We start from the raw sequence: 24,746 nt of genomic DNA on the forward strand, positions 1-24,746 counted from the left end.
AATTCAGGCTTGAGCAGTGCGCTTCAGGCGGACGATCAGAAGAGTTCGCCGAAGAGCTCCTTCTTCTTTTTTTCATCCTTCACTTCACCTTCGGTGGCAGGAAGCACGTTCGAAACCTTCTTGTCGATGTCAAGCAGTCGTTCGGAGACGGCATTACGCTGAGCGGTCTGCTCTTCCTTCAGCTGATCGCGCAGAAGCGCGAGCTCGCGGTCCTGCTGGTCGCCGCGCTCCTTCATGAATTTATTGAGCTCCTCGGTCTTGGCCATCATCAGAGCTTCGAGCTGATCCATACGGGCGCGCATATCCTTGCCGAGCTCCGTGATGCGGCTCTTGTCGGCATCCTCCGCGGCCTGACGCGCGATGCGGGCTTCCTTATGCGCCTGGCGAATTTCCATCACGACGCTCGCCTGCTGCCAGATCGTATAAATCATGAGAAGCGCAATGATGGCGGCAAACGCCACAACCACAATGATGCCGAGCGGCGCGGTGATTTCGGTGTAGACGAGATTGACCGTCGTTTCCTGCGAAAGCGCCGACCAGTTGATGATCAGAAACACGGCAAGAAGCACGAGGATGAGCATCATGCCGAGAGTGCGAAGCTTCACGTTGAACTCCATTGAATTTGGGCAAAAAACGGGCGTCATACGGCAGAGCCCGGCGCCTTCCTATAATACCTCGCAAGGCATTCTGCCCGTTTTCCGCCACTTCTGAAATTTAGTTTGAGCCATGAAGACCGATCCTCGTTTCCCGCGCCTGCATATTGTTGACCATCCGCTCGTCCAGCATAAGCTTTCTCTGATGCGCGATAAGCGTACGAGCACGCGCGACTTCCGCGAGCTTCTCTCGGAGCTTGCGCTCCTCATGGGTTACGAGCTCACGCGCGATTTCCCCGTTGCGCTCGAAGAGGTCGAAACGCCCGTCGCCCACTGCTGGTCTCCGATGCTGACCGGGAAAAAGTGCGTGATCGTCCCGGTTCTGCGCGCCGGCCTCGGCATGTCCGACGCGCTTCTCACGCTGATGCCCTCCGCACGCGTGGGCCACATCGGTCTCTACCGCGACGAGAATCACCGTCCGGTTGAATATCTCGTGAAGCTCCCCGCGCAGCTCGAAGGCCGCACCTTCATCGTGGTCGACCCGATGGTCGCGACCGGCTATTCCGGCGCTCATGCCGTGGATGTCCTTAAAAAGCGCGGCGTCCCGGGCGAAAGCATCCGCTTCATGGCGCTTGTCGCGGCCCCCGAAGGGGTCGAGGTCTTCTCAAAGCTCCATCCGGATGTGGATCTTTATGTGGCATCCCTTGACGAGCGCCTCAATGAGAACGCTTACATTGTTCCCGGTCTCGGCGATGCCGGCGACCGCATCTTTGGAACGAAGTAATCCATAGACCCAACCAGGGTCTGGAACGCCTTCCTTCACCGGGAGGCGTTTTTTTATGCTTCGCTTCACCCGGGTGCGATTATTTTTTGAACATAAAAATATAGTAGTAACCCTTATCTTTATCTTTTTATAAGGTTTAAATAAGCCATTTCATAAGTGAATACACGTATTTTTAAGCAGTCTAGCAAGATACATGCCGTTTCGTTCTGCAATATCTGTTGACGAAAATCAAATAGATTTAGTCGTCAACAGCTCATCATTCGGTCAAAGAGATCCATTTCCCATGTTCTGGCATTGCTTCAGGACATTTCCCCTTTTTCCAACTTCTAGGACCATTCGAAAATGGCGACTGATAAAGAAAAATATTCCCATACGCCGACCGCTACGGACAATGTCTGGGGCGTGGGCCTCAAGGATGTCAAGCGTCAGAGCAAGTGCACTGCCCGCCTTGATGTGGCGCAGTCCGTCACCGGCCTCATCCTCGGCATCTTCCTCTTCTGCCACATGGCCTTCACGGGTTCCGTGAACTTCGGCAAGGACCTCTTTGCCAACCTGATCGCCACCTCGGGCGGCGTCTGGCTCGACGGCGCCGACCATGCCTGGATGCACGTCGTCTTCGTCGGCTTCATCTTCCTCTGCGTGATCGTTCACATGTTCTGCGCGCTGCGTCGCTTCCCGACCTCCTACAAGCAGCTCCATGACATCCGCTCGCACGTCAAGCTCGTTCATCACGAAGACACGACGCTCTGGTGGGTTCAGCTCATCACGGCCTTCTGCCTCTTCTTCCTCGTGTTCCCGCACCTGATGAGCATGCTCGTCAATCCGCACGGCTTTGACCCCAACCTCATCGGCGTTCACACCTATCACAACGGCCTCCTCTACACGTTCATCTTCCTCGTCTGCACGGAACTGCACGGCATGATCGGCCTCTATCGTCTTGCGGTTAAGTGGGACATCTTCGCGAAGAACCCCGAAACCAAGATCATGGACCAGCGCGCCGGCAGCGAACGTGCGGGTCTGCGCAAGGGCATGCTGATCGTTGCTCTCCTCATGATCGTCGGCGGCTCCATCACGATGTGGACCAACTACTCGATCGGTGCTGAACAGATCGCCAACAACGCTGAAGCGCAGCGTTATGAAATGTCCGAAGGCGCGAGCTGGTACAACCACGCCAAGTAATCCGTCATAAGGACAGCTCGTCGTTCTCCTTTCGTCTCCTCTTCTGATGGAGGAGACGAGACGATGCAGAAATAAAAGCTCCCGTAAAGTTATTTCGGCTTTACGGGAGCTTTTTCCACGAAAGATAGGAAGCCCTCGGCGCGCGACCTTCCCTGCGGGCGTTCTCACAAGAACGTCCAGCATGGTATCTGCTGCTTCTCAGGCTGCTGAAGCTACGCTAACTGCTGACGACTGCGCCTAGGATCGCACCCGTTTTCGTCTCCACAACCAGGCCGTCAGCGATCACGTATTTCGTTCCTTTGAGTTTCAGCAACTGCTTTACGCCGTTCTTTGCTCGTTCCATCAAGGTGTCCCGAAACGCCGTTGACTGGTAAGGCTCAAAGCCTTTCTGATGAGTGAGAACGGAATAAATGATGCGTGCGAGCAGGTGTGCGAAGGCGACCATGGCACGCCTGTAGCCGCGCCGCATCTTGAGCACCTGGAATTTTTCCTTCAGCGCAGCGGTACCGCCGACCACAAGTCCTCTGGCGGCTTCAATCAGCGTGCGCCTCAGGTGTTTGTTCCCTTTCGGGCATTTTCCACTTTTCTGTTTGCCGGCAGATGTGTTGTCCCCCGGGCAAATGCCGAGCCAGGAAGTAAACTGCTCTGACGTGGGGAAGTGGTCCTTCAAATCCGCACAGAGTTCGGCGTAAATCATGCGGGCCGAGCGTTCCTGAATCCCCGTTATGGTAATGAGCAGCTGGATGTCCTTCTCGTAGGGAGCCTGCAGCTGGCGGAGCCTTTCGAAAGTGCTTCGGTCGTACTCCTCGAGCTGATCGATCTTTTTCCGGAGCGCCAGAATCTGCTCCTTCATCATCGGCTCGATTTCGAAGTTGAGCGCCTGCATGATCTGCTCAGGGCTTGCCCGCAGCCGGCGGCTGTTTTGCTTGATGACATCAAACAAGTGCGGATCATCTCTGAGCTTGGCCATCAGGATGAGGCTGGCAGCTTTGCCTCCGCGGATGTCGCTGAATACCGTTGTAGGCCGGCATCCGGTGAGATTCAGAGACTTGCCGAAACGATTGGAAGTTCGGGAAATGTCATTCCTGTTCTTCTGCAGATCACGTGAAATGACGCGCTGCAGACGAAAGGCCTTCTCCGGCACGAAGGATTTTTTGAAGTTTCCCGTTCGGGCAAGAGACGCCAGACGTGATGCGTCCTTGCGGTCCGTTTTGCGGCCGGCTGCCGCTTTGGCGTCGCGGGCATTGATCAGAGCCAGCTGCTCAGAAGTGAAGCCGGCTCTCTCGAGGGCTTCGTACGGGCTCTGCCACAATGACCCGGTTGATTCCATAAGGATGATGTCGGGATTGCATTCACGGCACCAGGCGGCGAAAGCATCGATGCTTGCGCGGTCGGTATTGAAATCCCGGCTCTCAGATTGTTCACGATGACCTGCAACCTGCTTCTGATGGCAGCAGACGAGTAGGTTGAGATGAACGTCAATGCCTATTGCCGAGCGGTACATCGCGTGAACAGTAATTTCGGGATTACTGATCTGCGCACGGGCAGCTCGCAATGGCGTATCGGTACGGTTAGACTTACTCATAGCCCCTCCATTAAGAAATGATTGGGGTTCGAGGAAGCCCTGGCAACCACGAAGATGTTGGAGAAACAGGTAGACGCAGCAACCACCCGGAAGCTACGCTCATTTTTCCACACGCCTAGTCACCAGCGTTCAAGCCAGCGAACAGAGCAATATAGGGTGCGAAAGTTCCGCTGCAATTTTTTGACGGCAAGCGTCAGAAACGTTACCAAAAAAACGTACGCAGACAGGTCGCGCGCCGAGGGCTTCCTCATCTTTCATGATAGAGGGTGAGGAAGCCCTTTACTCATCACGATTTTTTGGGGGTTTGGAAAAATTATGAATGGCTCACGGGCTTCACCGCACGCTCAAGCCACCTGCGGCAGCGCTCGGAAACGCGGGGCTTCAGAAAGGCAGTTCTTTCCTCATTGAAGCGGTTGAGATCCTCGGCAAGGTCGCCAAAAGGCTCGGGCAGCGTTCTCGTATCAATCGGCATCATCGTCAGCGCTTCAAACTTCAGAAATTTGCCGAACTCCGTTTCAATGTCCTTCTGGCAGACCATCAGATTTTCAACGCGGATTCCCCAACGGCCGACCCGATAAAGTCCAGGTTCGTCCGAAAGCACATTCCCGGGCGCCAGAGGTATCGCCCGGGCGCGCGGCGAGATGGTGACCGGCCCCTCGTGGACATTGAGCACATAACCGACGCCGTGACCTGTGCCGTGCCCGAAATCCAGGCCCTCAGACCAGAGATCGATTCTCGCCGCAAGGTCAATTCCAGCGCCGGTCGACCCTTCGGGAAAGCGCAGCTTCAGAAGCCTCAGCATCGCACGGGTGACAAGACCGCAATCGCGCTTCATGGCATCTGTCGGAGTGCCTACAGGCGTCATGCGCGTAATGTCGGTCGTGCCGCATTCGTACTGACCGCCCGAGTCAATCAGAAGCAGTCCATTCCCCTCGAGCAAAGCGCCGCCTTCTTCGGGCGCCGTATAGTGCGGAAAGGCCGCATTCGGACCGAAAGCGGCAATGGTCGGGAAGCTTTCCTCAAAGAATTCCTCATCCTTTGCGCGCCACGCATGGAGCATCCGGGCGCAATCCGCTTCCGTTACCCGTTCGCCTTTCAAGAGGCGCTCATCGAGCTCAGCGTAGAACTCTGCCAGGGCAACCGCATCGCGCTCGTGCGCTTCGCAGATGGCTGCAATTTCTTCCGGGCTCTTTCTGCATTTCAGCATCATCACGGGAGAAGCGCCGCAGACGAGGCGCTCCGCCGGAACCTGCTGCACAAACTCTGCATTCGTACGTTCGGGATCGAGCAGAATCTTCCATTCCTTCGCCCAGTGCCGGAGCACCTGAAGAAGATTCTCAGGCGAGGCGAGCGAGATGCCGTCTTCGAGGAGCCGAGCCTCGACACCCGGGCTGAGTCTCTTCGCATCCAGAAAGAGTACGGCCTCCTTTTCGTTCACGAGAAGATTCGCAAGAAAAACCGGGTTATTGGGCACATCGTCGCCCCTCAGATTGGTCACCCAGGCGACGTCATCGAGGAGCGTGAGAAGCACCGCAGAAGCTCCCGTCTCCCGGATGAGCGCTCTCACGGCAGAGAGCTTCTCCTGCCGCGACCTTCCCGGACGCTTCATTTCCCTTACGGAAGAAAGACGGGGAAGCGGGCGTTCAGGCCAGAGCACCTTCCAATCCGGAAAGCTCCCTCTTAATTCAATCCCTTCACGGGCGAACGTTTCGGAGAGCTCCTTGGCAAAGGCGGCTGAAAGAAGCTCCATATCTGCGCCGACAGCATTCCCTGGAACGACGTGACCGGCAAACCACTCCGCAATCATTGCGACCGGATCCCCGGTGAGCTTGAGGAGAGAAATTTCCCCGGGGAGCTCCACTTCAGCCTGCTCCCAATAGCGGCTGTCGGCGAGAAGCGCCGCAGCGTCATCGGCGACCAGGAGCGTGCCGGCGCTTCCCGTGAAGCCTGAAAGCGCCTGCCGGAGCTTCCAGTCTGCCGGAACATATTCAGAAAGATGAGGATCCGCTGTCGGAACAATCACGCCCGCGAGCCCGAGACGACTCATCTCTTCTCTGCAGCGTTGAAGGCGCTCGAGCGCCTCCTTCTTTGAATTCATAGGCACTCCTAAAAAAGCTTCAAGCCATCAGAAAAGCTTGCGGATCATGACGGTGACAGGGAATCCCACGTGCTGCTCGCTCTCGCTGTCCTCACCGATATCAAGCGTTACCACGCGCCAGCCGGCATCACGCAATTCGTCAAGCGTTGCAGAGACGCCCAGATCCGCGCAGGCAAGCGGCGTTTCCTTCATTCGCGAAAGCACCGTCACCGGACGTTCCGTCACGCAGGTTGCTTCTGAATGATAGGGCGCATCGAGGAGCGGGTCGCGCGAAAGCGCACTGTGACCGCGCGCAGTCGTCCCGCTGCCCTCCCCCCCGGGCGCGGCGCAGCCTGCCAGAAGGGCTGAGCCCGCAAGGGCAAGAAGAAGCGCATTCACTTTAAGTTTCGTCATGGCATCACGGGGGAGAAGCAAAATGTTTTTTCGATTCTAAGCAAACCTCTATTCGCTGCGCGGCTTGCGCGGCGGACGGGGACCGAATTTTTTCTTAAAGTTTCCAGATTTACGGAATTTACCAAACTTCTTTTTCCCGCCCTCATGCTTCATGCCGTCAAGGGGAGGCGTGCTTCCGTAAACCGTCCTCATGCCGGTGCGGTCGATGTCTTCGGCCGGCGTCGTCTGCGCAAAGGAGAGCGTTGTCGGCTGATCAGTCCCCCAGGCGCCGGAACTCTGCCAGGCAAGCCCGGAAGGCTTCTTCGGCTGGCGAGGACGGTAGTGAATGGAGTTGCCGAAGTTGTCGTCATCCTCAAAGCCCTCGTCCGGGGGGAGTCCCAGAGAAGGCTTGGGCTTCGCAAGTCGCGGCGTCTTCTTCTTTTTGAAGAAATCCCTGCGGCGGCGATTGCCGCCGTCTTCCGTTTTTTCAACCACGGCAGGCACGGAAGCCTCGCCTGAAGCCAATGCATCGGGGAAGGCTTCCTCCGGGCGAACCTCAGGCGGAAGCGCTTCCATTGGAGTCTCTTCCTTTTCAAAGGGGCCGCGGCGCTTCTTAAAGGGCGTACGGAGATTAGGTCCTCCGGACTTCCTGAACTTCTCGCGGCGCTTGCGCGGAGCTCTTTCGTTTTCATCCTGAGGAAGCGGGAAACCATCCGCCTGAAGAGGCACCGTCAGCACATCATCCCGGAATTCCTCCCGGTCAGGCTGAGCCGGCGCGTCCTTAACCAGACGCGTCTTTCGCTTCTGGTTCGGATTCTGCGGCTTTCTCAACCGAGTTGAACTCTGACTCTTGCGATTGTCCTTGAAATCTTTTGTCGCGCGGCCGAATTTCTTCTGTCCCGGACGCTTTCCTCCGGGCTGAGCGGGGAGAATGCCTTCCATCTCAGGCATCGCCTCCGTACGGCGGCGCTTCGACTGCCGGATAGTGCCGCGCTTTCCGACCATCTGATGGGTCAGCTTTTCGCCGCCCTTCATGGCCCGACGCATGCGATCCTGCGCGGCGCGCAGCTCCACCGTATTGGAGGAAAGCGGCTCGGTGATCGTCACCGTAGGCTCATACTCTTCGCTCGGCCGGTAGTCGGAGCGAATCGTGAGCGTGCGGCGATGAGGCTGAGGCATGTCCTCATAGACTTCCTCCTCCTCAGACTCATCGTCCTCTTCGTCTTCACTCGCCTCGCCGTCATCTGCGTAGCCGTCTTCATCCTCAAAGTCTGAATCAGCCGCATCATCGTCGTCTTCAGCCTCGAACGCGTCATCCGACTCCCAGTCGGCCGAATCCTCATCCTCGGCCTCCTCCCATTCGAAGTCGTCATCCTCTTCGGGTTCTGTGAGCGCCTCAGTCTCCTCGTCATGATGCAATGGCGCCGCAGGAGCAGCTTGAGGCAGCTCCGGCTCCTCAGCCGCAACAGGCAATTCCTTCTCATCATCAGACGCATCCGGCTGAAGCTCTGGAGAGGCCTCTTCCTGCGACTTCACAGGCTCATGCTTGAGCGCCTCCGGAACGCGCGTCATTCCGCCGTACCCGATGTCCGAAAGTTCAAGAATCTGCTTAACCGTTACCCCGGGAGCCACCTCATAAGAGCCCGGAGAGACGAGATGCTCAGGAAGGGTTTCCGGCGTTTCCGGAGCCGCCGCATCAACGGACTCCACTTTCCGAAGAGCCTTGTCGGCTTTTTGAAGCGCTTCTCCGAAAGGCGAAAGGAATGTCTCCCCGGGATGCGATTCCTTCGGCCGGCAATCTTCATAAGCGGTGTCAGGAAATTTTGGCAGTGCGACATCGGCTTCAGCTGCCGCCTTCACCTCCTTCATGGGAGATGCGTTAAGGCGCCGCCAGACAATAGCAATCCGCTCGTCTCCAACAATCTCGAGACAATCTTTCCGCCGCGCCTCGCAGGCTTCTTCCGTCTCCATCTGATCATCAGAAAAGCCCGAACTGCGCTTCTGTCGAAGGACAAAACGCCAGTTTGCATCCAGCTGGGTGCGCAGCGAAGCAAAAGCGTTGATGTCCTCACGATGGACATAGGTTCGGATTTCTCCGGGGCGATCGCGAAGCACGGCGATCGCCGCTATGCGCTCATAAACCGCAGGAGACTCCTGCATATTCATCAAGAAGATGTATTCAAAGCTTCCCGGGGGGATGTACTTCAGATCCTCGAGCGTTGCAACAAGCACGCGGCGCTTCGCCCCGCGGGAAATCGACCTCGAGACGCAAACCCAACCCTCGGCAAGGAGCCTGTTGGCGATAATGCGCACCTTCATCTGGCTGAGCGCTTCCTCAAAATCGACCGCTCTGGCGCGGTGAGGAACGATGACCAGAATGCGGGCGCCCTCGGGCAGCATCGCTATATCCGCGCGGAAGAAACTGTATTTGGTTGTTCTGGGAACCAGATCAAAACGTTCGAAAATTTCCGGCGGCTGATAGCGGGCGCCGACATGGAAAACGCCGCAGCCGGGAACAATATCCTCTGCGGCCTCAACAATACCGGAGCTCCAGTAATTGGAAAGAATGCCAATCGTTTTCAGCGCCCCGGCAGGAAGTTTTCCAAGAAGCGATTTAAGCCGCTCCAATTCATCTTCGTTCGAGGCGAAGTACTCAAAATACGCCACGACAACGCGTTCAATGCTGTCGAGCTGAAGGCCGAAATCATCTCCGACACGCTCAAGGAATCTCGGCGGACCGGCAACGAAATCAACGCCTACCAGAGCGCGGCGCTTGCGGTTGAAATCTTCGCCCGGCCGTACAGGGAACGTATTCAGACGCGACGGATAGACCATTGCATCCATGCGCCAGCAAAGGCGCGCTGCAATATCGAGTCCCGGCGTAATGATCAGCGTTCTGGGAGGCCGTCCGCGCTCCAGTTCTGAATCCTGCTCGGGATTCAGATACTCAGCAAGCGCAAGCAGTGCGGCAGACGTTTTGCCGCTTCCGCCGTGTGCGCAGATCAGATGCGGACGCCCCGCGCGGAATTCGCGTAAAAGCAGAGTCTGAGCCGGCAAGAGCTGAGACCAGTTCCATTTCTTAAGCTTCTGTTGAAAAAAATCAGCCAGATGGAATTTCGAGAGGTTCACGATGTTTCCAACTTTTATCCCTGCCCGACTCAAGCCCTCCCGCTCACCGGATTGAAGTGAGCCGGACGAGTCGTCCCACAGGCATGCAGTCCGAATACGCCCGGGATTTCAGGCGCAGCGGCAGCTGCATAAAGTCAATGAATTCTTGAAAAGCCCGCCGGCAAAGCGGCATAGCGCTTCTGCAGGTATTCCGCCCCGACACATGCAGGCGAAATGGGAAGCTTTGCGAGCCTCCCGGGCAATGTGTTTGCTTGGGCGCGCAGTGGAGATGCTTCGCGCGCTTGAGATGAATGAGGCAATCGGAGAGGATTTATGGATGTTCTCCGGGCCCCTGTTGATGGCCCTGCCCGCTGAAGCGACTGAAAAACTCAGATCGTCCGAATCCGGGGCTCCTGCATCAATCCTCCGATGAAGATGCCGTTGACGGATTTTAGCAAATCCGCATTCGCACTCACCGAATCTCTCCTCAGGGCCTGCAGCGGGCAAAATAGAACCTGGAGCGGCGAATTTCTCTCCGCCCGATTCATTCCATAGAATAGGAACCCACGAAATGCCTTTAAAGGATCTCATTATCGAGGACATCGTCGCAGGCACCGGTCCCGCAGTCAAAGCGGGCGACCCCGTGAGCGTGCACTACACGGGCCGCCTTGAAGACGGCACGATCTTTGACTCAAGCGAGGGCAGAGAGCCGCTTGACTTCACCTGCGGCATTGGTCTCGTGATCCCGGGTTGGGATCAGGGGCTCATCGGCCTCAAAAAGGGCGGCAAGCGACGCCTCTCCATTCCGGCCCATCTGGCCTACGGCGAAATGGGTTATCCGGGCGTCATTCCGCCCAACGCCGACCTTTATTTCGATGTTGAGCTTGTCGGCATCGGCTGAAAGAGCGCCGGCGCAGGCGCGCCATAGCTTTTGAGCAGTTCCGCCGCCTCGCATACGGGAAGCCCCATAATGCCGGTGTAGCTTCCCGCAACCGACTGCACGAAAAGGCCGGCAAGCCCCTGAATGCCGTAGCCTCCGGCCTTGTCGTACGGCTCATCCGTCATTACGTAGCGTCCGATTTCCTCTTCTGAGATCTGGCGCATCGTGACCTTCGAAAGCACCACCAGAGCCCGATAGTCCTCGCGCGAGCGGCCAACGGCAACGGCCGTGCGCACTTCATGCGTCCGGCCGGAAAGCTCCCGCATGAAGCGGGCAGCCTCCTCGCGATCCCGGGGCTTGCCGAGAATTTTTCCCTCCAGGCTCACCACCGTATCTGCCGCAAGGACCGGTGCGTCCATGCGCGGATCATCGAGCTCATTTTTCGCAGCAATTCCGTCCATCAGCTTCGTTACCGCCGTGCGAAGCACATAGTCTGCGGGCGTTTCGCCCGGCAGCTCTTCTTCATCCCCGGCAAACCAGCCTCTCGGTTCAGACGGATCAGAAAGCACCTGAGGCTCCCAGCCGTAGGCCCGGAGGAGTTCGCGTCTGCGCGGGCTTTTGCTCGCAAGATAGATAAAGTTCTGCATGGGCTGCGTTGCTTCCTAGGAATCAGGCGCGATGGTAGGGGTGACCGGCGCCGATCGACCATACGCGATAGAGCTGTTCGGCAAGAAATACACGGGCGAGCGCATGCGGCATCGTCATTGCGGAGAGCCGCATCAGGCGCCTCGCCTTTTCCTTCACCTCAGGCGCAAGTCCGTCGGGACCGCCGATCACAAAGACAACGCGCGACGCCTCGCTCATCCATTCGTTGAGCGACCGCGCGAACTCTGTTGTAGTGAAGTCCTTGCCGTGTTCGTCGAGCACAACGACATAGTCGTCCTCCTCGAGCGCCTCAAGGATGCGGCTTCCCTCAAGCTGCATGAGTCTGGCCGGCGTCTGACCCGCACGGGGTTCCGTGCGGATTTCCTTCAATTCAACCCGCCATGAGCGCGGGAAACGCCCCAGGTAGCCGCGCACCGCATCCTGCGCCCAGTCGGAAATATGCTGCCCGACAGCAAGAATCAAAACGCGCATGCCGTCTTAAGCCTGCTTTTCAGCGCGGTGCGGCATCAGGTGCGGAGCGCACTCCGACTGCTGCGCCTCAAGGAAGACTTCCTTGCCGCCCCAGATTTCCTCGAGGTTGTAGTAGTCGCGGACATTGGGCTGGAGCACGTGAACCACCACAGTGCCCAGATCGACGAGGACCCATTCGCCCGTATCGCCGCCCTCAATGCCGAGGACTTCGCCGCCCGCTTCCTTCACAGCGCCCGAGACCGCGTAGGCAAGCGCACGCGTCTGGCGGTTCGAGGAACCCGAAGCGATGATGACGCGCTCAAACTGGTCGGTCAGCTTTTCCGTATTAAAAATCTTGATGTCGCGCGCTTTGACGTCTTCAAGCGCTTCAATGGCGGTGGCGACAAGTTCGTTGAGTTCCATAAGTTCTGCTTTTGAAAAGAATTAGAGAAAAAGGCGTGCCTGAAGCTGATGCGCCCATCGAAAAAAGCGTGCTCAGTGAGCGCCGTAAAGCGACTCCGCCCGAATGTAGGCCGCGACCTCGAGAGGAAGCCAGCCGTCAACCTTCTTCATCGCCTCAGCAAAGGGCTGAGTGCGGATGACGCGGCGGATTTCCGTTGCGCTCGCCTCATGCGGCGCCATGTCGAAAAAAGCGATCCCACCGGCCGGCGCCTCGGTGAGTGCTTCCGCACTGGTCATCCGGCTTTTCGCCCAGGAAGCGACTTCCGGAGAGGTCTGAAGCGCCTCTCTTCCTCGTCTGCAAACGGCAAGATCCGCATATTCAGCCAGTTCCTGCCAGCTTCTCCAGGTGTGGAGATTTCTCCACTGGTCGCCCCCCAGAATGAGCACGAGCGGAATCGAGGGGCCAAGGCGCTTTCTCAGCGTTTTCAGCGTCACCCGCGTATAGGTGGGGCCGAGGCGCATGAGTTCGAGGGTTTCGATTCGAAAGCCCGCCATTTTATCCAAAGCGAGCTCAAGCATGGCGAGCCGCACCTCTGCCGGGGAGACAAGATCTTTCTGCCAGGGATTCCCGGCAGGAAGAAAATCAACCCGCACCAGCCGAAGCGCATCCTTTGCTGCCCTCGCGAGAGCGAGATGACCTTCATGAACGGGGTCGAAAGTGCCGCCGAGAAGTCCGATTCCGCGGGGTATCACAATCCAGTGCTCCCTTAAGGATTGCGCGTGAATGAGGCAAAGCCCCGATCAACGCGGCCGTCTTTGAATTTGAGCCCAACCCAATTGAGTTCGAGCTCCTCGAGGCCCCGGGCATTTTTAAGAAACCGCTGGCTGAACCAGAATTTCCAGCCGAAGCCGTCTTCGTGGGAAGGCTTTCCAATATGCTCGGCAACTTCCTTTTCCGTCATGCCGAGTCCGGTAAGACCAAGACGAACCGGAAGATTGCGCGCATCAAGCTTGCCGCAGGTCCGCGGCACTTCCCGATCATCCTTCACCCACTCAATCTGCGCCTCCGTGATCTCGCTCGATGCCGTTGCGATGAGCCAGACGATCATCGGTCTGCCGCCTTCCGTGCCGGTGAAGCATGCAAAATCGCGCTCAAAATAGCCGGCACCTTCGCGCAGTCGCGCTGCGTGATAGCGCTCAGCCACTTCACTGAGACCTGTGTTTCCCAGGAAGAAAGGCACGCGGCCGAACTGCACGAACTGACCGACAGGTTCCGTCAGCGTCGCCGGCGCGTCGAGCGTGGTCGACGGGTAGCCGAAGGGCGATGCCACTTCGGCTCCGGCAGGTGCCGCGGCAAAAAATGCAGCAATAAGAGCGGACGTGAAGAATGGCTTGAACATTTCTCTGGAAGTATGGAGAAGAGAGACACCTACCATATCATTTCCCGCCCGCTCTGAGGCGTGTGGAGTTGTTAACGGTTAGCGGCCGATCGCGCGCCAACCGATATCGGAACGCATCTGCATGCCGTCAAAGTGCACGCCGCGGGCAAGTTCGTAAGCCGTCTTCTGCGCTTCGGCAAGGGGAGAACCCAGTCCTACTGCGCAAAGAACGCGGCCGCCCGAAACGATCGTGCGCCCCTCCGCATCCGTCTTCGTGCCGGCGTGGAAGACGCGGGCATCCGGACCATTTGCCGGGAGGCGATCGATGACGGCGCCTTTTTCCGGATGCTGCGGATAGCCGCGGGCGGCGATCACCACACCGAGGGCGCTTCTCGAATCCCATTCGATGGACGCTTCATTGAGCTTGCCGGCAATAGCGGCTTCCACCACCTTCGCAAAATCGCTCTTGATGCGCATCATGATGGGCTGCGTTTCCGGGTCGCCCATGCGGCAGTTGAATTCGAGCGTGCGAACGTCGGCAGAACCGTCGGCGCGCCGCTTGATCATAAGGCCAGCGTAGAGGAAGCCCGTGTAGCGCACGCCTTCCTTCGCCATCCCTTCAACCGTCGGGCGAATGATTTCGCGCATCACCTGATCATGGATGTCGGGCGTCACGACGGGCGCCGGAGAATAGGCGCCCATGCCGCCGGTATTGGGACCCTGGTCGGCGTCAAGAAGGCGCTTGTGATCCTGGCTCGTCGCGAGGGGAAGAATGTGTTCGCCATCCACCATGACGATGAAGGAGGCCTCCTCGCCGTCGAGGAAATCCTCGATAACGACGCGCGCGCCGGCAGACCCGAAAGCGTGGCCTTCGAGCATGGAGTCGATCGCGGCATAAGCCTCGTCGAGCGTCATGGCGACGACGACGCCCTTGCCCGCCGCAAGGCCGTCGGCCTTGATGACGATCGGAGCGCCTTTCTTTTCCACGTAGGCGCGGGCCGCCTTCGGGTCCGTAAAGGTCTCATAGTCCGCAGTCGGAATGTTGTGGCGCTTCATGAAGGCCTTGGCAAAGTCCTTCGAGCTTTCGAGCTGAGCAGCCGCTTTTTCAGGCCCGAAAATGCCAAGGCCGGCAGCGCGGAAAGCATCAACGACGCCGGCGGCGAGAGGCGCCTCGGGGCCGACGACCGTAAAGGCAACGCCTTCCTTCTTCACGAATTCAATGAGTTCCTCGTTGCCGGAAAGGGCAACGTTTTCGAGCTTGTCGGTCAATGCCGTACCGGCGTTGCCGGGCGCCACAAATACCTTTTCCACGCCGGCGCCCTGAGAAAGACGCCAGGCCAGAGCATGTTCACGGCCGCCGCTGCCGATGACGAGAAGCTTCATTGCAAAATTCTCCAGAATTTCAAGTGGGAAGAACCGGCAAAGAAAAGCGCCGGTCTCAATGGTTATTTTCTCCGCTATCCGGTCCTGAAGCACCGGTACGGGGCTTTTTTATTGGAAAAAGGCCGGAATGCTTCACTTCATTCCGGCCTTTTTGATGAAGGCGTTCAGAAAGTCTTCCGGGAAATAACGCTCCCGGGAGCTTTCCGTCCCGTCTCGGGCATTACGCTTCCTCAGGGAGCTCGAAATCAGCCGAGGTATAAACCTGCTGAACGTCGTCGAGTTCCTCGAGGGCGTCGATCAGGCGCTGCATGCGGGCAGCTTCCTCGCCTTCGAGGTGCGTTTCGTTAAGGGGCTTCCAGGTGATTTCAGCGACTTCAGGCTGCATGCCGGCCGCTTCAAAGGCCTTCTGCACGGCATCAAACTGTTCAGGAGCGCAGGTGACTTCGATCGAGCCGTCATCCGGATCCGTCAGGACGTCATCGGCACCGGCATCGAGCGCGACTTCCATCGCCTGATCTTCGGTCACGGAACCCGGGGCGAAGAAGAAGTCGCCCACGTGCTTGAACTGGAAGGAAACCGAACCTTCGGTGCCGAGATTGCCGCCATTCTTCGACAGGATGTGACGGACGTCGGCAACGGTACGAACGCGATTGTCGGTCGTGCAGTCGATGATGAGCGCAGCGCCGCCCACACCGTAGCCTTCATAGCGGACGTCTTCATAAGAGACGCCTTCGAGCTGGCCCGTGCCCTTCAGAATGGCATTCTGGATCGTGTCCTTGGGCACATTGCCCGCACGCGCCTTGATGAGCGCAAGACGCAGACGGGAGTTCGACTCCGGCTCGCCTCCGCCCATGCGGGCGGCAACGATGATTTCACGGACGAGCTTCGTCCAAAGATTGGAGCGCTTGGCGTCCTGACGGCCTTTGCGGTGCTGAATATTGGCCCACTTGGAATGACCCGACATGTTGTATCAACCTCTTTACAGGGAATGGGTAGAGCGCTGGGCCTCGGCTGCGGTCGCGCGAGGAGAGGCCTTGCCGCCCGCTGGGATTGCTTCTTGGAAGAGCCCGGGCGACCAAAAACTTGACCTCCGGATGAGCAGACAGAAAGCGCCTCGAATCCGGAGAGAGGCGTATTTTAGAGCATCCCAATGCTTCATACCCGAGTTTTCACCGAGAGAGTTGAGCTCGTCCAATGGAACGAAGCTTGAATCGCCTCACGGCCTCATCCGTGCCTAGCGTGAGCGGGCATTCGACGCCGGCTTGCCTTGCATAGCAGAACCCTTCCGCTGATTCCTCATTTTTTGGTAGAACCTCTTCTTCCGCTCCTGCCGCCTCAACTTTGCTTTTCCCCGGGAATAGCACTGCAAACTTCATGAGAAACAAAGTATTCATGTCCTCAAAGCCTTCGCGCAATCATTTACTGAGGATCAATTTTTCAAGGAAGCTTTGCACGCAATACCTTCTATTGAGGTATTTAATTGGTAGTATTTTTGGCGGAACTGAACCGAACGCCAAGGCATCGGTTTCAAACCTCCTGAATTATCTATAAATATCAATATGACGCAGTTCTCTCAATTGAGCGACGCGGATTTCTGCGCTGCGATTTTTGATCATGTCCGCAGCATGAGCAAGGATCATGAAGGCGTGACCCGTCAGGGTTACGGGCCTCTTGAAAGTAAAGTGCTGGATTATCTCGAAGGTATCGGCCGCGATCTTAATCTTGAAATCGCCAAAGATGCCGCAGGCAATGTCTGGATGACGCTTCCCGGACGTGACCGCAAGCTTCCGGCGGTGGTTTCCGGCAGTCATGCCGACTCTGTTCCTCAGGGCGGGAACTATGACGGACTTGCGGGCATCGTGGCGGCGCTCTCGGTAGCGCGCCGCATGCGCCGCGAAGGCGTTACGCCCGCTCGCGACTACCGCGTTCTCATGATGCGCTGCGAGGAAAGCTCCTTTTTCGGCAAGGCCTATGTAGGCTCGCTCGGCATGATGGGGCGGCTGAAGGAATCCGACCTTGCCCTCAAGCACCGTACCTCGGGCGAAACGCTCGGCGAATGCATCGCGTCCTGCGGACTTGACCCGAAAGCGCTCACAACGGGAAAGCCCGTCATCGACACGAGCCGAATCGCCGCCTTCTTTGAACTCCATATTGAGCAGGGGCCGACCCTCACGAGTCAGAAGGATGCCCGCACGGGCATCGTTACCGGCATCCGCGGCAACATCCGCCATAAGGAAGTGAAGGTTATCGGCGAAACCGCGCATTCGGGCGCCGTCGATAAGCAGTATCGCCACGATGCGGTGATGGCTGCGGCGCGCCTGATTTCCCGCATGGACGACAAGTGGGATGAATATCTGAAGCGCGGCGAAGATCTCGTCTTCACGGTAGGCGTCATCAAGACGGCGCCGACCGCGGCGATTTCCGTTATTCCGGGGCTCGTCACCTTCACGATTGACATGAGAAGCCTCTCGGAAGCAACCTGCCGCGCCTTCCATGAAGATCTCCTCGCTGAGGCGAAGAAGCTCGCAGAGGAACGAGGCGTCCGGTTCGAATTTGATGCGCCGCTCTTCACTGCGCCCGCGCATGTGAACGAAGCGCTTGCAGACCGTCTCTGGGAGAGCGCCCAGCGCGCTCACCTCCCCGTCATGCGGCTTCCCTCTGGCGCGGGTCACGATTCGGCCATGCTCGGCAATTGCGGCATCCCGGTCGCCATGATCTTCGTCGCCAATCAGAATGGTTCGCATAATCCCCATGAAGCCATGGAGCTTTCCGACTTCATGAAGGGCGCAGACCTTCTCTGGCATACCGTAATGGACTTTGACGCCGCCTGATTCATTTGGACGCCCGGACGCGGTTATCTCTCAACTGTGTCCGGACAAGGACTACAACCATGGAACATCGGAAACCCAGCGTAGTTGTCGTGGACGACTATCCGCTCTTCCGCAAGGGCATTGCTGATGCGCTCACCACCAATGCCAACTTCCAGATTCTCGGTCTCACCGGGGATGAGAAGACAGCGCTCTCGCTCATCGGACTCAAGCCCGACATCGTCATCATCGACCTTGATGCCAAAGGCTTTCAACCCCTCAATCTGCTGCGCCTCATCAAGTACCGCCAGCCTTCCTGCCGCGCCGTAATGCTGATGAGCTCACCCAACAGCTCTTCAAACCTCATGCAGGCCATTCGCTTGGATGCCAATGGCTACCTCCTGCGCAATATCCCGATCGACGAATTTGTTGATCAGATGAAGATTGTTGCCCAGGGCGGCATGGCGGCTTCGGAAAAAATCACCTCAGCGCTTGCTGAACACCTGCGTTCCGGCACGATTGAGGAGTCGGAAACAAACGTCACGCAGCTTCTCACCAAGCGCGAATTCGAAGTGCTCTGCTGCGTCGCCTCCGGTCTTTCCAACCGCGAGATCGCTCAGTACCTCGAAATCACGGACGGCACGGTAAAGGTGCATGTGAAGCATCTCCTCAAGAAGCTCCACTTCCGCTCTCGTGTTGAAGCCGCCGTCTGGGCGTCGGAACGCGACTATCGGATTCCGGACGAAAAGCTCGCGAAAATCGGACTCAGCGGTTCGCCTAAAACCTTCCGCCGTATGTGACATCACCCAACGGTGATTTTCATATACGAATGCCCGGGCACCTTTCATCTGGCGTCCGGGCATTCTTTTTGGCAGCGCTTGCCGCATTCAAGCAGCGGCTCTCCATAATCAAACGGGGACCCCTCATTGAAGAGGGATCCCCGTTTTTATTGCTTCAGTGCCGATTCGGGAGAAGCTCCCGAATCAGTCGGCTTACATCAAAGCGTCCTCACAGTAGTTATGTGTCTTTAGATGTAGCCGTAGAGCTTGCCGAGCACCCAGCCCATGCCCGTGGCGGTAAGAACACCGATCAGGCCCGGGAGGATGAAGGAGTGGTTGATCACGAAGCGGCCGATGTGGGTCGTGCCCGAGCGGTCAAACTGCAGAGCAGCCAGGTCGGACGGATAGGTCGGCAGGATGTAGTAGCCGTAGCAGGCGGACGAGAAGGCAACCACGAGTCCCGGAGGCGTACCAACCTGAAGGGCGACCGGCACGATCGTCGCAACAGCAGCAGCCTGAGAGTTCACGAGCTTCGACACGAGGAGAAGCACGAGAGCGTAAGTCCACGGAGCTTCCTTAACCCAGTCAACCAGGATCACCTTAAGGTCAGCAAGGTGAGCCATGAACATCGTATCGGCCATCCAGGCAACGCCGTACACCGCAACAATCGCGACGCAGCCGGCGTGGAACACCGAACCCTTCGAGATCATGGAGGCACGGACGCCGCAGAACATGACCATCAGAGCGCCGGCGGTCAGCATGCACATCTGAATCAGCTGGGTCATGCCGAGGGCCTTCTTGCCGACCATCGGACGGAGGCTGGGCTCAGAACCGAGGAGCGCAACGAAAGCGATCGTAAGGAGGAAGATCCAGAGGGAAGCCCAGGCGGTCTTCGGGAAAACCTTGCCGACGAGCGTCGTGCTTTCGCCGTAGACGTACTTCTTCTGTTCCGGATCGGAAATGAGCTTCTGGAAGGCTTCATCCTTATCGAGGTCCTTGCCGCGGAAGGACGAATAGGTCGCTTCAGCGAAGAGGCCGACGATGGCGGCCGGGATCACGATCGAGAAGAGCTGAACGAAGCCGAAGGGCTTGCCGCCAACTTCATAGCCGTCGAGCAGAGCGATCATCGAGACCGCAGCCACAGCAGCCGGCGAGCAGATCACGCCCATCTGAGCAGCAATCGTCGAAGCAGCCATCGGGCGTTCCGGACGAATGTTGTTCTTAATGGCAACGTCGTAAATAATCGGGAGCATCGTGTAGACGACGTGACCGGTACCGCAGAGGATCGTCAGGAACCAGCAGAGGTACGGAGCGACGTACACGACGGCGCGGGGGTGACGGCGCAGAACGCGTTCAGCGATCTGAAGGAGGCAGTCAAGGCCGCCGGCAGCCTGAAGGCTAGCGGAGCCGCAGACCACGGCCAGAATCGTAAGAATCACGTCGACCGGGGGCTTGCCCATGGGAATGTGGAAGCCGAAAATCAGCACCAACAGGCCGAGGCCGCCAATGAGGCCTAGGGCCATACCTCCCTTTCGGGCGCCGTAGAACAAGCAGATCAAAACGATGATCAGCTGTAGCCAAAAGTCATATCCGAGCATGTCTTTTCTCTCTTTAGAGTGAGGACGAGGGCATTATCGGCCTCGAATCTCAAAAAAGGGGTAGAAAACTGCTCTACTTTTGACTAAGTACAAAAATTTACAAATAGAGGAAGCCGGGTTTACATTTCCTTTTGCCATCCCCCTCGTTGCTTCGTAATGGTGCCTGATATCCGCTCCCAGTAAGGCTTCCTCTGGATTCACCCGCATCCTCGCACGCTTCCCGCACCGGTATTTCCATCACCTTTCTCTTTACAAATCGAAGCCCGAACGGCCGCTTCGCGGAGTACCTCCAAGAAAATACGAGTTTTCACGGAATCCGCGCTTTTCAAGGAGTTGCGAAGATCCATGCAAGCGCTAAGTCTCTGTGCTTAGCATGTAAAAATTCGGCAGGCGCGCACTCGAGCACCCCGCGCGCCCCCTCCGGTCCTTCTTTTTTCCCTCTGCCATGCAACGAACTCTCTCCTGCTGCGCCATCCTGTTTGCTGCCGTCCTAACCCTCTCCGGCTGCGGTCAGGAGAAGAAAACCGCGGCCCCCAGGCAGCCGCTTCCCGTAACCACTGTTACGGTTCAATCGAAAGATGAAGTGCACTGGCTCGAAACCATCGGTCAGGCAGAGGCCGGCGCTGCGATCAATGTGACGCCTCAGGCGGGCGGTCGGATCCTGCGGGTGAATTACAAGGAAGGCGACTTCGTTGAGGCAGGACAAGTCCTTTTTGAAATTGATCCCTCCAGCCTTGCCGCACAGCTTGCTTCCGCAGAAGCCGCCCGACGGCAGCTCGAGGATGAATTGAGGCAAGCCGATCGCGAATACCGCCGCAATGCTGAATTGCTGAAGAGCGGAGCGGGGAGCCAGAAGGACTTTGATGATGCGAAAAGTCTGAGAAGCCAGAAGCAGTCCGCGCTCGCGCAGGCCAAAGCCAATGAGGAAGACGCCCGGATCAACCTCTCCTGGACCCAGGTGCGCGCTCCCGTTCAGGGCTTTGTATCCAAAGCGCTCTTCAATCCCGGCGCCATTGTCATCAAAGACAGTTCCGTACTTGCCTCCATCACGCAGAAGGACGACATCCGCGTTCTCTTCGCCCCTTCGGATCGCGATCTCGCAGGCGCAGACATCACGAATGAAACGCGCGTGAGAGTCTTTCGCACGGACGGGAAGGAAGTCCCGGCGTCGCTCGACTACATTGCTCAGACTTATGGCGCAGACACCGGCACCCGCACGCTGCGCGTCAAGGTGCCCTCTGACGCAGGGATCCTTCCCGGCGAATTCGTTCGCATCCGCTATCAGACAACGGTGGACCGCAATGCCTGGCGCGTGCCGCAGCGCGCGGTCAAGCAGCTGCCGGACGGCACCTATGCTCTTTTTGTCCTGAAAGACGGCAAAGCAATCCAAACGGCAGTTGAGGTAGGCCTCTGGGAAGGCAGGGACTGGATCATCCGCAAGGGGCTCGCGGACGGCGAAAAGGTAATCATCGACCAGCTCATCAAGCTTCAGAACGGCACGCCCGTGACCGAGAGAGCCCCCGGCGCTCAGGCTGCGAAAGCAAAGAATTAAGGCGCTCTCATGCTCAGTCAGTTCTGCATCCGGCGACCCATCTTCGCCACCGTTCTCTCGCTCTTCATCATCCTCGCCGGCCTCGTTGCATTAAGAGTACTTCCGCTCTCGCAGTACCCCAACATCACGCCGCCTTCGGTGCGCATTTCGGCAACCTACGACGGCGCTGATGCTGAAACCATCGCGCGTACCGTAGCCGCCCCTATTGAGGACCAGCTTTCCGGCATCGAAGGGCTTCTCTACTACACGACGAGCATCCGCTCGAACGGCGACATGTCGATCATGTGCGTCTTTGAGGTCGGCACCGACCCCAACGACGCCATGCTTGAAATCAACAACAGAGTCCGAACGGCGGAAAGGCGGCTGCCTTCGACCGTGCGCGACCAGGGCGTTTCGGTGCGAAAACGCTCCGACGACGAGCTCCTCATGATGGCGCTCTATTCGCCCGACAAGTCGATGTCGGCGTCGGAAATGGCGGACTATGCGACCCTCAACATCGTCGATGAACTCAAGCGCCTGCCGGGGATCGGCGACGTGAATGTCTTCGGCAACGTTCAGTCCGCCATGCGCATCTGGCTTGACCCGGAACGCATGACCGAGCTTGGCGTCACGACGAAGGATGTTGACGACGCGGTTTCCGCGCAGAACGCACAGCGCGCGGTCGGCCGCATCGGCACGTCGCCAACGCTTCCTGATCAGCAGCTCTACTACAAGATTTCGACTCCCGGTCAGCTTCTCACGCCCGAAGAATTCGGCGAAATCGTCGTCAAGAGCGATTCCGCCCAGGGTCTCGTGCGCCTGAGAGACATCGCCACCACAGAAACCGGCAAGCGAAGCTATGAATTCCGCGTCGACATGAATGGCCAGCCAGGCGTCAACGTCGGCGTCTATCTGCAAACGGGCGCCAACGCCATGTCGGCGGCAGCGGAAGTAAAGGCGCGAATCACGGAGCTCGCCGCAGAATTCCCCGAGGGGAAGCTCGACTACGTCATCACGAACGACACCACCGTATTCGTCGGCGCCTCGCTCAATGAGGTCTATCACACGCTTGCGGAGGCCGGTCTCCTCGTCCTCGTCGTGGTCTTTCTCTTCCTCCAGAGCTGGCGCGCCACGCTTATTCCCATGCTGGCCGTTCCGGTTTCGCTCATCGGCACCATGGCAGGCCTCTGGCTCTTCGGCTTTTCGCTCAATACGCTCACGCTCTTTGCGATGACGCTCTCCATCGGCATTGTGGTCGACGACGCCATTGTGGTGCTCGAAAATGTCGAACGCCTGATGCGCACCGAAAAGCTCTCGCCCTTCGACGCTTCCATCAAGGCGATGCAGGAAGTTTCCGGGGCGCTTGTCGCCATTGTGCTGGTGCTTTCCGCCGTCTTCATCCCGGTGGCATTCCTCGGCGGCATTGCGGGCGAACTCTATCGGCAGTTTGCGGTTACGGTTTCCGTTTCCGTCGTCATTTCGGGCTTTGTAGCGCTTACGCTCACGCCGGCCCTCTGCGCCATTCTGCTCAAGGACGCGAACGAGAAGCCTTTAGCCTTCTTCGTCTGGTTCAATAAAGCGCTCGCGCGCTTCACCGTACGCTTTCTGCAGATCGTTCGCCTCGCCCTCAAGCATCGCTTACTTTCCGCCCTCATTCTCATCCTCACCTGCATCGGCGCCTGGCAACTTCTTGAACGCACGCCGACCTCGTTTGTTCCGCGTGAAGACCAGGGCATCGTGCGCATGGCGATTCAATTGCCTGAAGGCTCTGCCTTCCCGCGAACCGAAGCGGTTGCCGAAGGGTTCCTCGCGAAGATCCGGGAGCTCCCGGGCGTGAGCAACGTCGTCACCATGATGGGCTTTGATACCCTGGGCAGCGACATCCGCGCCAATGCCGCAACCTTCATTCTCCAGCTCAAGAACTGGAGCGAAAGGACGATGACGGCGGACGACTACCAGCAGGAAATCTCCAAATGGCTGCGTGAAAGTCCGGACGCCCGCGGCGTTGCCGTTTTGCCCGCAGCGATTCCCGGGCTTGGGTCTTCGAACGGCTTCTCGGGCTATGTGACTGCCCACGGTTCCGACAATCCCTTGCTGCTTCAGGAAATCACCGACGGCTTTATCGACGAGCTCTCCAAACGCCCGGAACTTACCGGCCTCAGAAGCTCCCTCGTTGCTGACAGCCCGCAGCTCATGCTTCATGTCGATCGCGACCGCGCGTATGCGCTCGGCGTGGACGTTGACGATATTTACAGCACGATCTCAGCGCTCCTGGCATCCGACTACATCAATGACTTCACGCGAAACGGCAAGACTTACCGCGTGGTCATGCAGGCCGATGCCAAATTCCGGTCGCTTCCCTCCGACATCGGACGCGCAAGCGTGCGCTCCGCTTCCGGGAAAATGGTGCCGATCTCAACCATGATTTCGCTCGAGCGCATTTCGGCTGCCGAGTCGCTCGCCCGCATGAACGGCTACCTCGGCGCCCCCATTATGGGCGCGGCGGTGCAGGGCCTGAGTTCGGGCGACGCCATCCGGATCGTGGAGGAAACTGCCCGCGAGTATCTCCCCCCGGGCTACCAGGTCGAATGGACCGGTCAGGCCTTCCATGAAAAGCGCATCGGCGCATCGTCGGCAACTGCGTTCGGCTTCGGCCTTCTCGTGATGTTCCTCATCCTCGCCGCACTCTACGAAAGGTGGTCTCTCCCGATTGCCGTCGTGCTTGCGGTTCCCTATGCGTTCCTCGGCGCCATGACGGCCATCTGGCTGAGAGGCACAGCCAACGACATCTATTTCCAGATCGGACTCCTCGTTCTCATCGGCCTCACGGCAAAGAACGCCATTCTGATCGTGGAATTTGCCGCTCAGAAGATGGAAGAGGAAGGCAAGGGCCCCTTTGAAGCGGCGATTGAAGCGGCGGGGCTCCGTCTGCGCCCCATTCTGATGACCTCGCTCGCCTTCATCCTGGGCGTTCTGCCCATGGTCACCGCCACTGGAGCGGGTGCGGCTGCACGTCACTCCATGGGTACGGGCGTCTGCGGCGGCATGCTTGCCGCAACCTTCATTTCCACCATCTTTGTGCCGGTCTTCTTTACCTGGTTTGCAAGGAAGAGAAAGAAAGCCGACAATCCGAAAAACTGATTGACAAAGAC

At 58.1% G+C, this 24,746-nt stretch carries 20 protein-coding genes; 7 read left to right on the top strand and 13 right to left on the bottom strand.

Features of this window, described 5'->3' with window-relative positions; all coding sequences use genetic code 11:
- Positions 1-35: 35 nt before the first annotated feature.
- Positions 36-605, bottom strand: coding sequence for a LapA family protein (locus tag FG381_RS06630; RefSeq protein WP_228025614.1), 570 nt, complete (start codon positions 603-605; stop codon positions 36-38).
- A gap of 121 nt (positions 606-726) precedes the next feature.
- Here FG381_RS06630 and upp point away from each other — a divergent pair, with 121 nt between their 5' ends.
- Both upp and FG381_RS06640 read left to right on the top strand, forming a co-directional pair.
- Positions 727-1,377, top strand: a complete 651-nt coding sequence (gene upp, locus FG381_RS06635; RefSeq protein WP_139688087.1) for a uracil phosphoribosyltransferase — start codon at positions 727-729, stop codon at positions 1,375-1,377.
- A 342-nt stretch (positions 1,378-1,719) separates the two neighbouring features.
- A complete protein-coding gene (locus FG381_RS06640; RefSeq protein ID WP_139688088.1) occupies positions 1,720-2,556 on the top strand; it encodes a fumarate reductase subunit C in 837 nt (278 codons plus the stop codon).
- Positions 2,557-2,773: 217 nt separating this feature from the next.
- Here the strand turns inward: FG381_RS06640 and FG381_RS06645 are convergent, their stop codons facing one another.
- The 4 genes from FG381_RS06645 to FG381_RS06660 form a co-directional block, all read right to left on the bottom strand.
- Positions 2,774-4,141: an IS110 family RNA-guided transposase gene (locus FG381_RS06645; protein WP_139687046.1), complete on the bottom strand. Its 1,368-nt coding sequence runs from the start codon at positions 4,139-4,141 to the stop codon at positions 2,774-2,776.
- 313 nt (positions 4,142-4,454) lie between these two features.
- The gene (locus FG381_RS06650) at positions 4,455-6,239 is read right to left on the bottom strand and encodes an aminopeptidase P family protein (protein WP_139688089.1); all 1,785 of its coding nucleotides are present in this window, start codon (positions 6,237-6,239) and stop codon (positions 4,455-4,457) included.
- Between the two features lie 27 nt (positions 6,240-6,266).
- A complete protein-coding gene (locus FG381_RS06655; RefSeq protein WP_139688090.1) occupies positions 6,267-6,632 on the bottom strand; it encodes a hypothetical protein in 366 nt (121 codons plus the stop codon).
- Positions 6,633-6,680: 48 nt separating this feature from the next.
- Positions 6,681-9,668 carry a DEAD/DEAH box helicase gene (locus FG381_RS06660; RefSeq protein WP_139688091.1) on the bottom strand — a complete coding sequence of 996 codons (2,988 nt, stop codon included), beginning with the start codon at positions 9,666-9,668 and terminating at the stop codon, positions 6,681-6,683.
- A gap of 622 nt (positions 9,669-10,290) precedes the next feature.
- Between FG381_RS06660 and FG381_RS06665 the strand changes: the two genes are divergently transcribed.
- Positions 10,291-10,620 carry an FKBP-type peptidyl-prolyl cis-trans isomerase gene (locus FG381_RS06665; RefSeq protein WP_139688092.1) on the top strand — a complete coding sequence of 110 codons (330 nt, stop codon included), beginning with the start codon at positions 10,291-10,293 and terminating at the stop codon, positions 10,618-10,620.
- Here FG381_RS06665 and FG381_RS06670 read toward each other — a convergent pair.
- The 7 genes from FG381_RS06670 to FG381_RS06700 form a co-directional block, all read right to left on the bottom strand.
- Positions 10,587-11,246 (bottom strand): Maf family protein, encoded by a 660-nt coding sequence (locus tag FG381_RS06670; protein ID WP_139688093.1) that lies wholly within the window; start codon positions 11,244-11,246, stop codon positions 10,587-10,589. The genes FG381_RS06665 and FG381_RS06670 overlap by 34 nt on opposite strands.
- Positions 11,247-11,268: 22 nt before the next feature.
- Positions 11,269-11,736, bottom strand: coding sequence for a 23S rRNA (pseudouridine(1915)-N(3))-methyltransferase RlmH (gene rlmH / locus FG381_RS06675; protein WP_139688094.1), 468 nt, complete (start codon positions 11,734-11,736; stop codon positions 11,269-11,271).
- Between the two features lie 6 nt (positions 11,737-11,742).
- A complete protein-coding gene (gene rsfS / locus FG381_RS06680) occupies positions 11,743-12,138 on the bottom strand; it encodes a ribosome silencing factor (protein WP_139688095.1) in 396 nt (131 codons plus the stop codon).
- A gap of 72 nt (positions 12,139-12,210) precedes the next feature.
- A complete protein-coding gene (gene nadD, locus FG381_RS06685; protein ID WP_139688096.1) occupies positions 12,211-12,870 on the bottom strand; it encodes a nicotinate (nicotinamide) nucleotide adenylyltransferase in 660 nt (219 codons plus the stop codon).
- A gap of 14 nt (positions 12,871-12,884) precedes the next feature.
- A complete protein-coding gene (locus FG381_RS06690; protein ID WP_139688097.1) occupies positions 12,885-13,517 on the bottom strand; it encodes a hypothetical protein in 633 nt (210 codons plus the stop codon).
- A gap of 78 nt (positions 13,518-13,595) precedes the next feature.
- Positions 13,596-14,879 (bottom strand): phosphoribosylamine--glycine ligase, encoded by a 1,284-nt coding sequence (gene purD, locus FG381_RS06695; protein ID WP_139688098.1) that lies wholly within the window; start codon positions 14,877-14,879, stop codon positions 13,596-13,598.
- A gap of 220 nt (positions 14,880-15,099) precedes the next feature.
- Positions 15,100-15,843, bottom strand: a complete 744-nt coding sequence (locus tag FG381_RS06700) for a YebC/PmpR family DNA-binding transcriptional regulator (protein ID WP_139688099.1) — start codon at positions 15,841-15,843, stop codon at positions 15,100-15,102.
- Positions 15,844-16,438: 595 nt separating this feature from the next.
- Between FG381_RS06700 and FG381_RS06705 the strand changes: the two genes are divergently transcribed.
- Positions 16,439-17,710, top strand: a complete 1,272-nt coding sequence (locus tag FG381_RS06705) for a Zn-dependent hydrolase (protein WP_139688100.1) — start codon at positions 16,439-16,441, stop codon at positions 17,708-17,710.
- A gap of 59 nt (positions 17,711-17,769) precedes the next feature.
- Positions 17,770-18,486, top strand: coding sequence for a LuxR C-terminal-related transcriptional regulator (locus tag FG381_RS06710; RefSeq protein WP_139688101.1), 717 nt, complete (start codon positions 17,770-17,772; stop codon positions 18,484-18,486).
- A 227-nt stretch (positions 18,487-18,713) separates the two neighbouring features.
- Here FG381_RS06710 and FG381_RS06715 read toward each other — a convergent pair whose 3' ends face one another.
- Positions 18,714-20,063 (bottom strand): anaerobic C4-dicarboxylate transporter, encoded by a 1,350-nt coding sequence (locus tag FG381_RS06715; RefSeq protein ID WP_139688102.1) that lies wholly within the window; start codon positions 20,061-20,063, stop codon positions 18,714-18,716.
- A gap of 445 nt (positions 20,064-20,508) precedes the next feature.
- Between FG381_RS06715 and FG381_RS06720 the strand changes: the two genes are divergently transcribed.
- Both FG381_RS06720 and FG381_RS06725 read left to right on the top strand, forming a co-directional pair.
- The gene (locus FG381_RS06720; RefSeq protein ID WP_139688103.1) at positions 20,509-21,615 is read left to right on the top strand and encodes an efflux RND transporter periplasmic adaptor subunit; all 1,107 of its coding nucleotides are present in this window, start codon (positions 20,509-20,511) and stop codon (positions 21,613-21,615) included.
- 9 nt (positions 21,616-21,624) lie between these two features.
- A complete protein-coding gene (locus tag FG381_RS06725) occupies positions 21,625-24,735 on the top strand; it encodes an efflux RND transporter permease subunit (RefSeq protein ID WP_139688104.1) in 3,111 nt (1,036 codons plus the stop codon).
- Positions 24,736-24,746: the final 11 nt, after the last annotated feature.

Source organism: Sutterella faecalis, from assembly GCF_006337085.1.
Lineage (GTDB): Bacteria > Pseudomonadota > Gammaproteobacteria > Burkholderiales > Burkholderiaceae_F > Sutterella > Sutterella faecalis.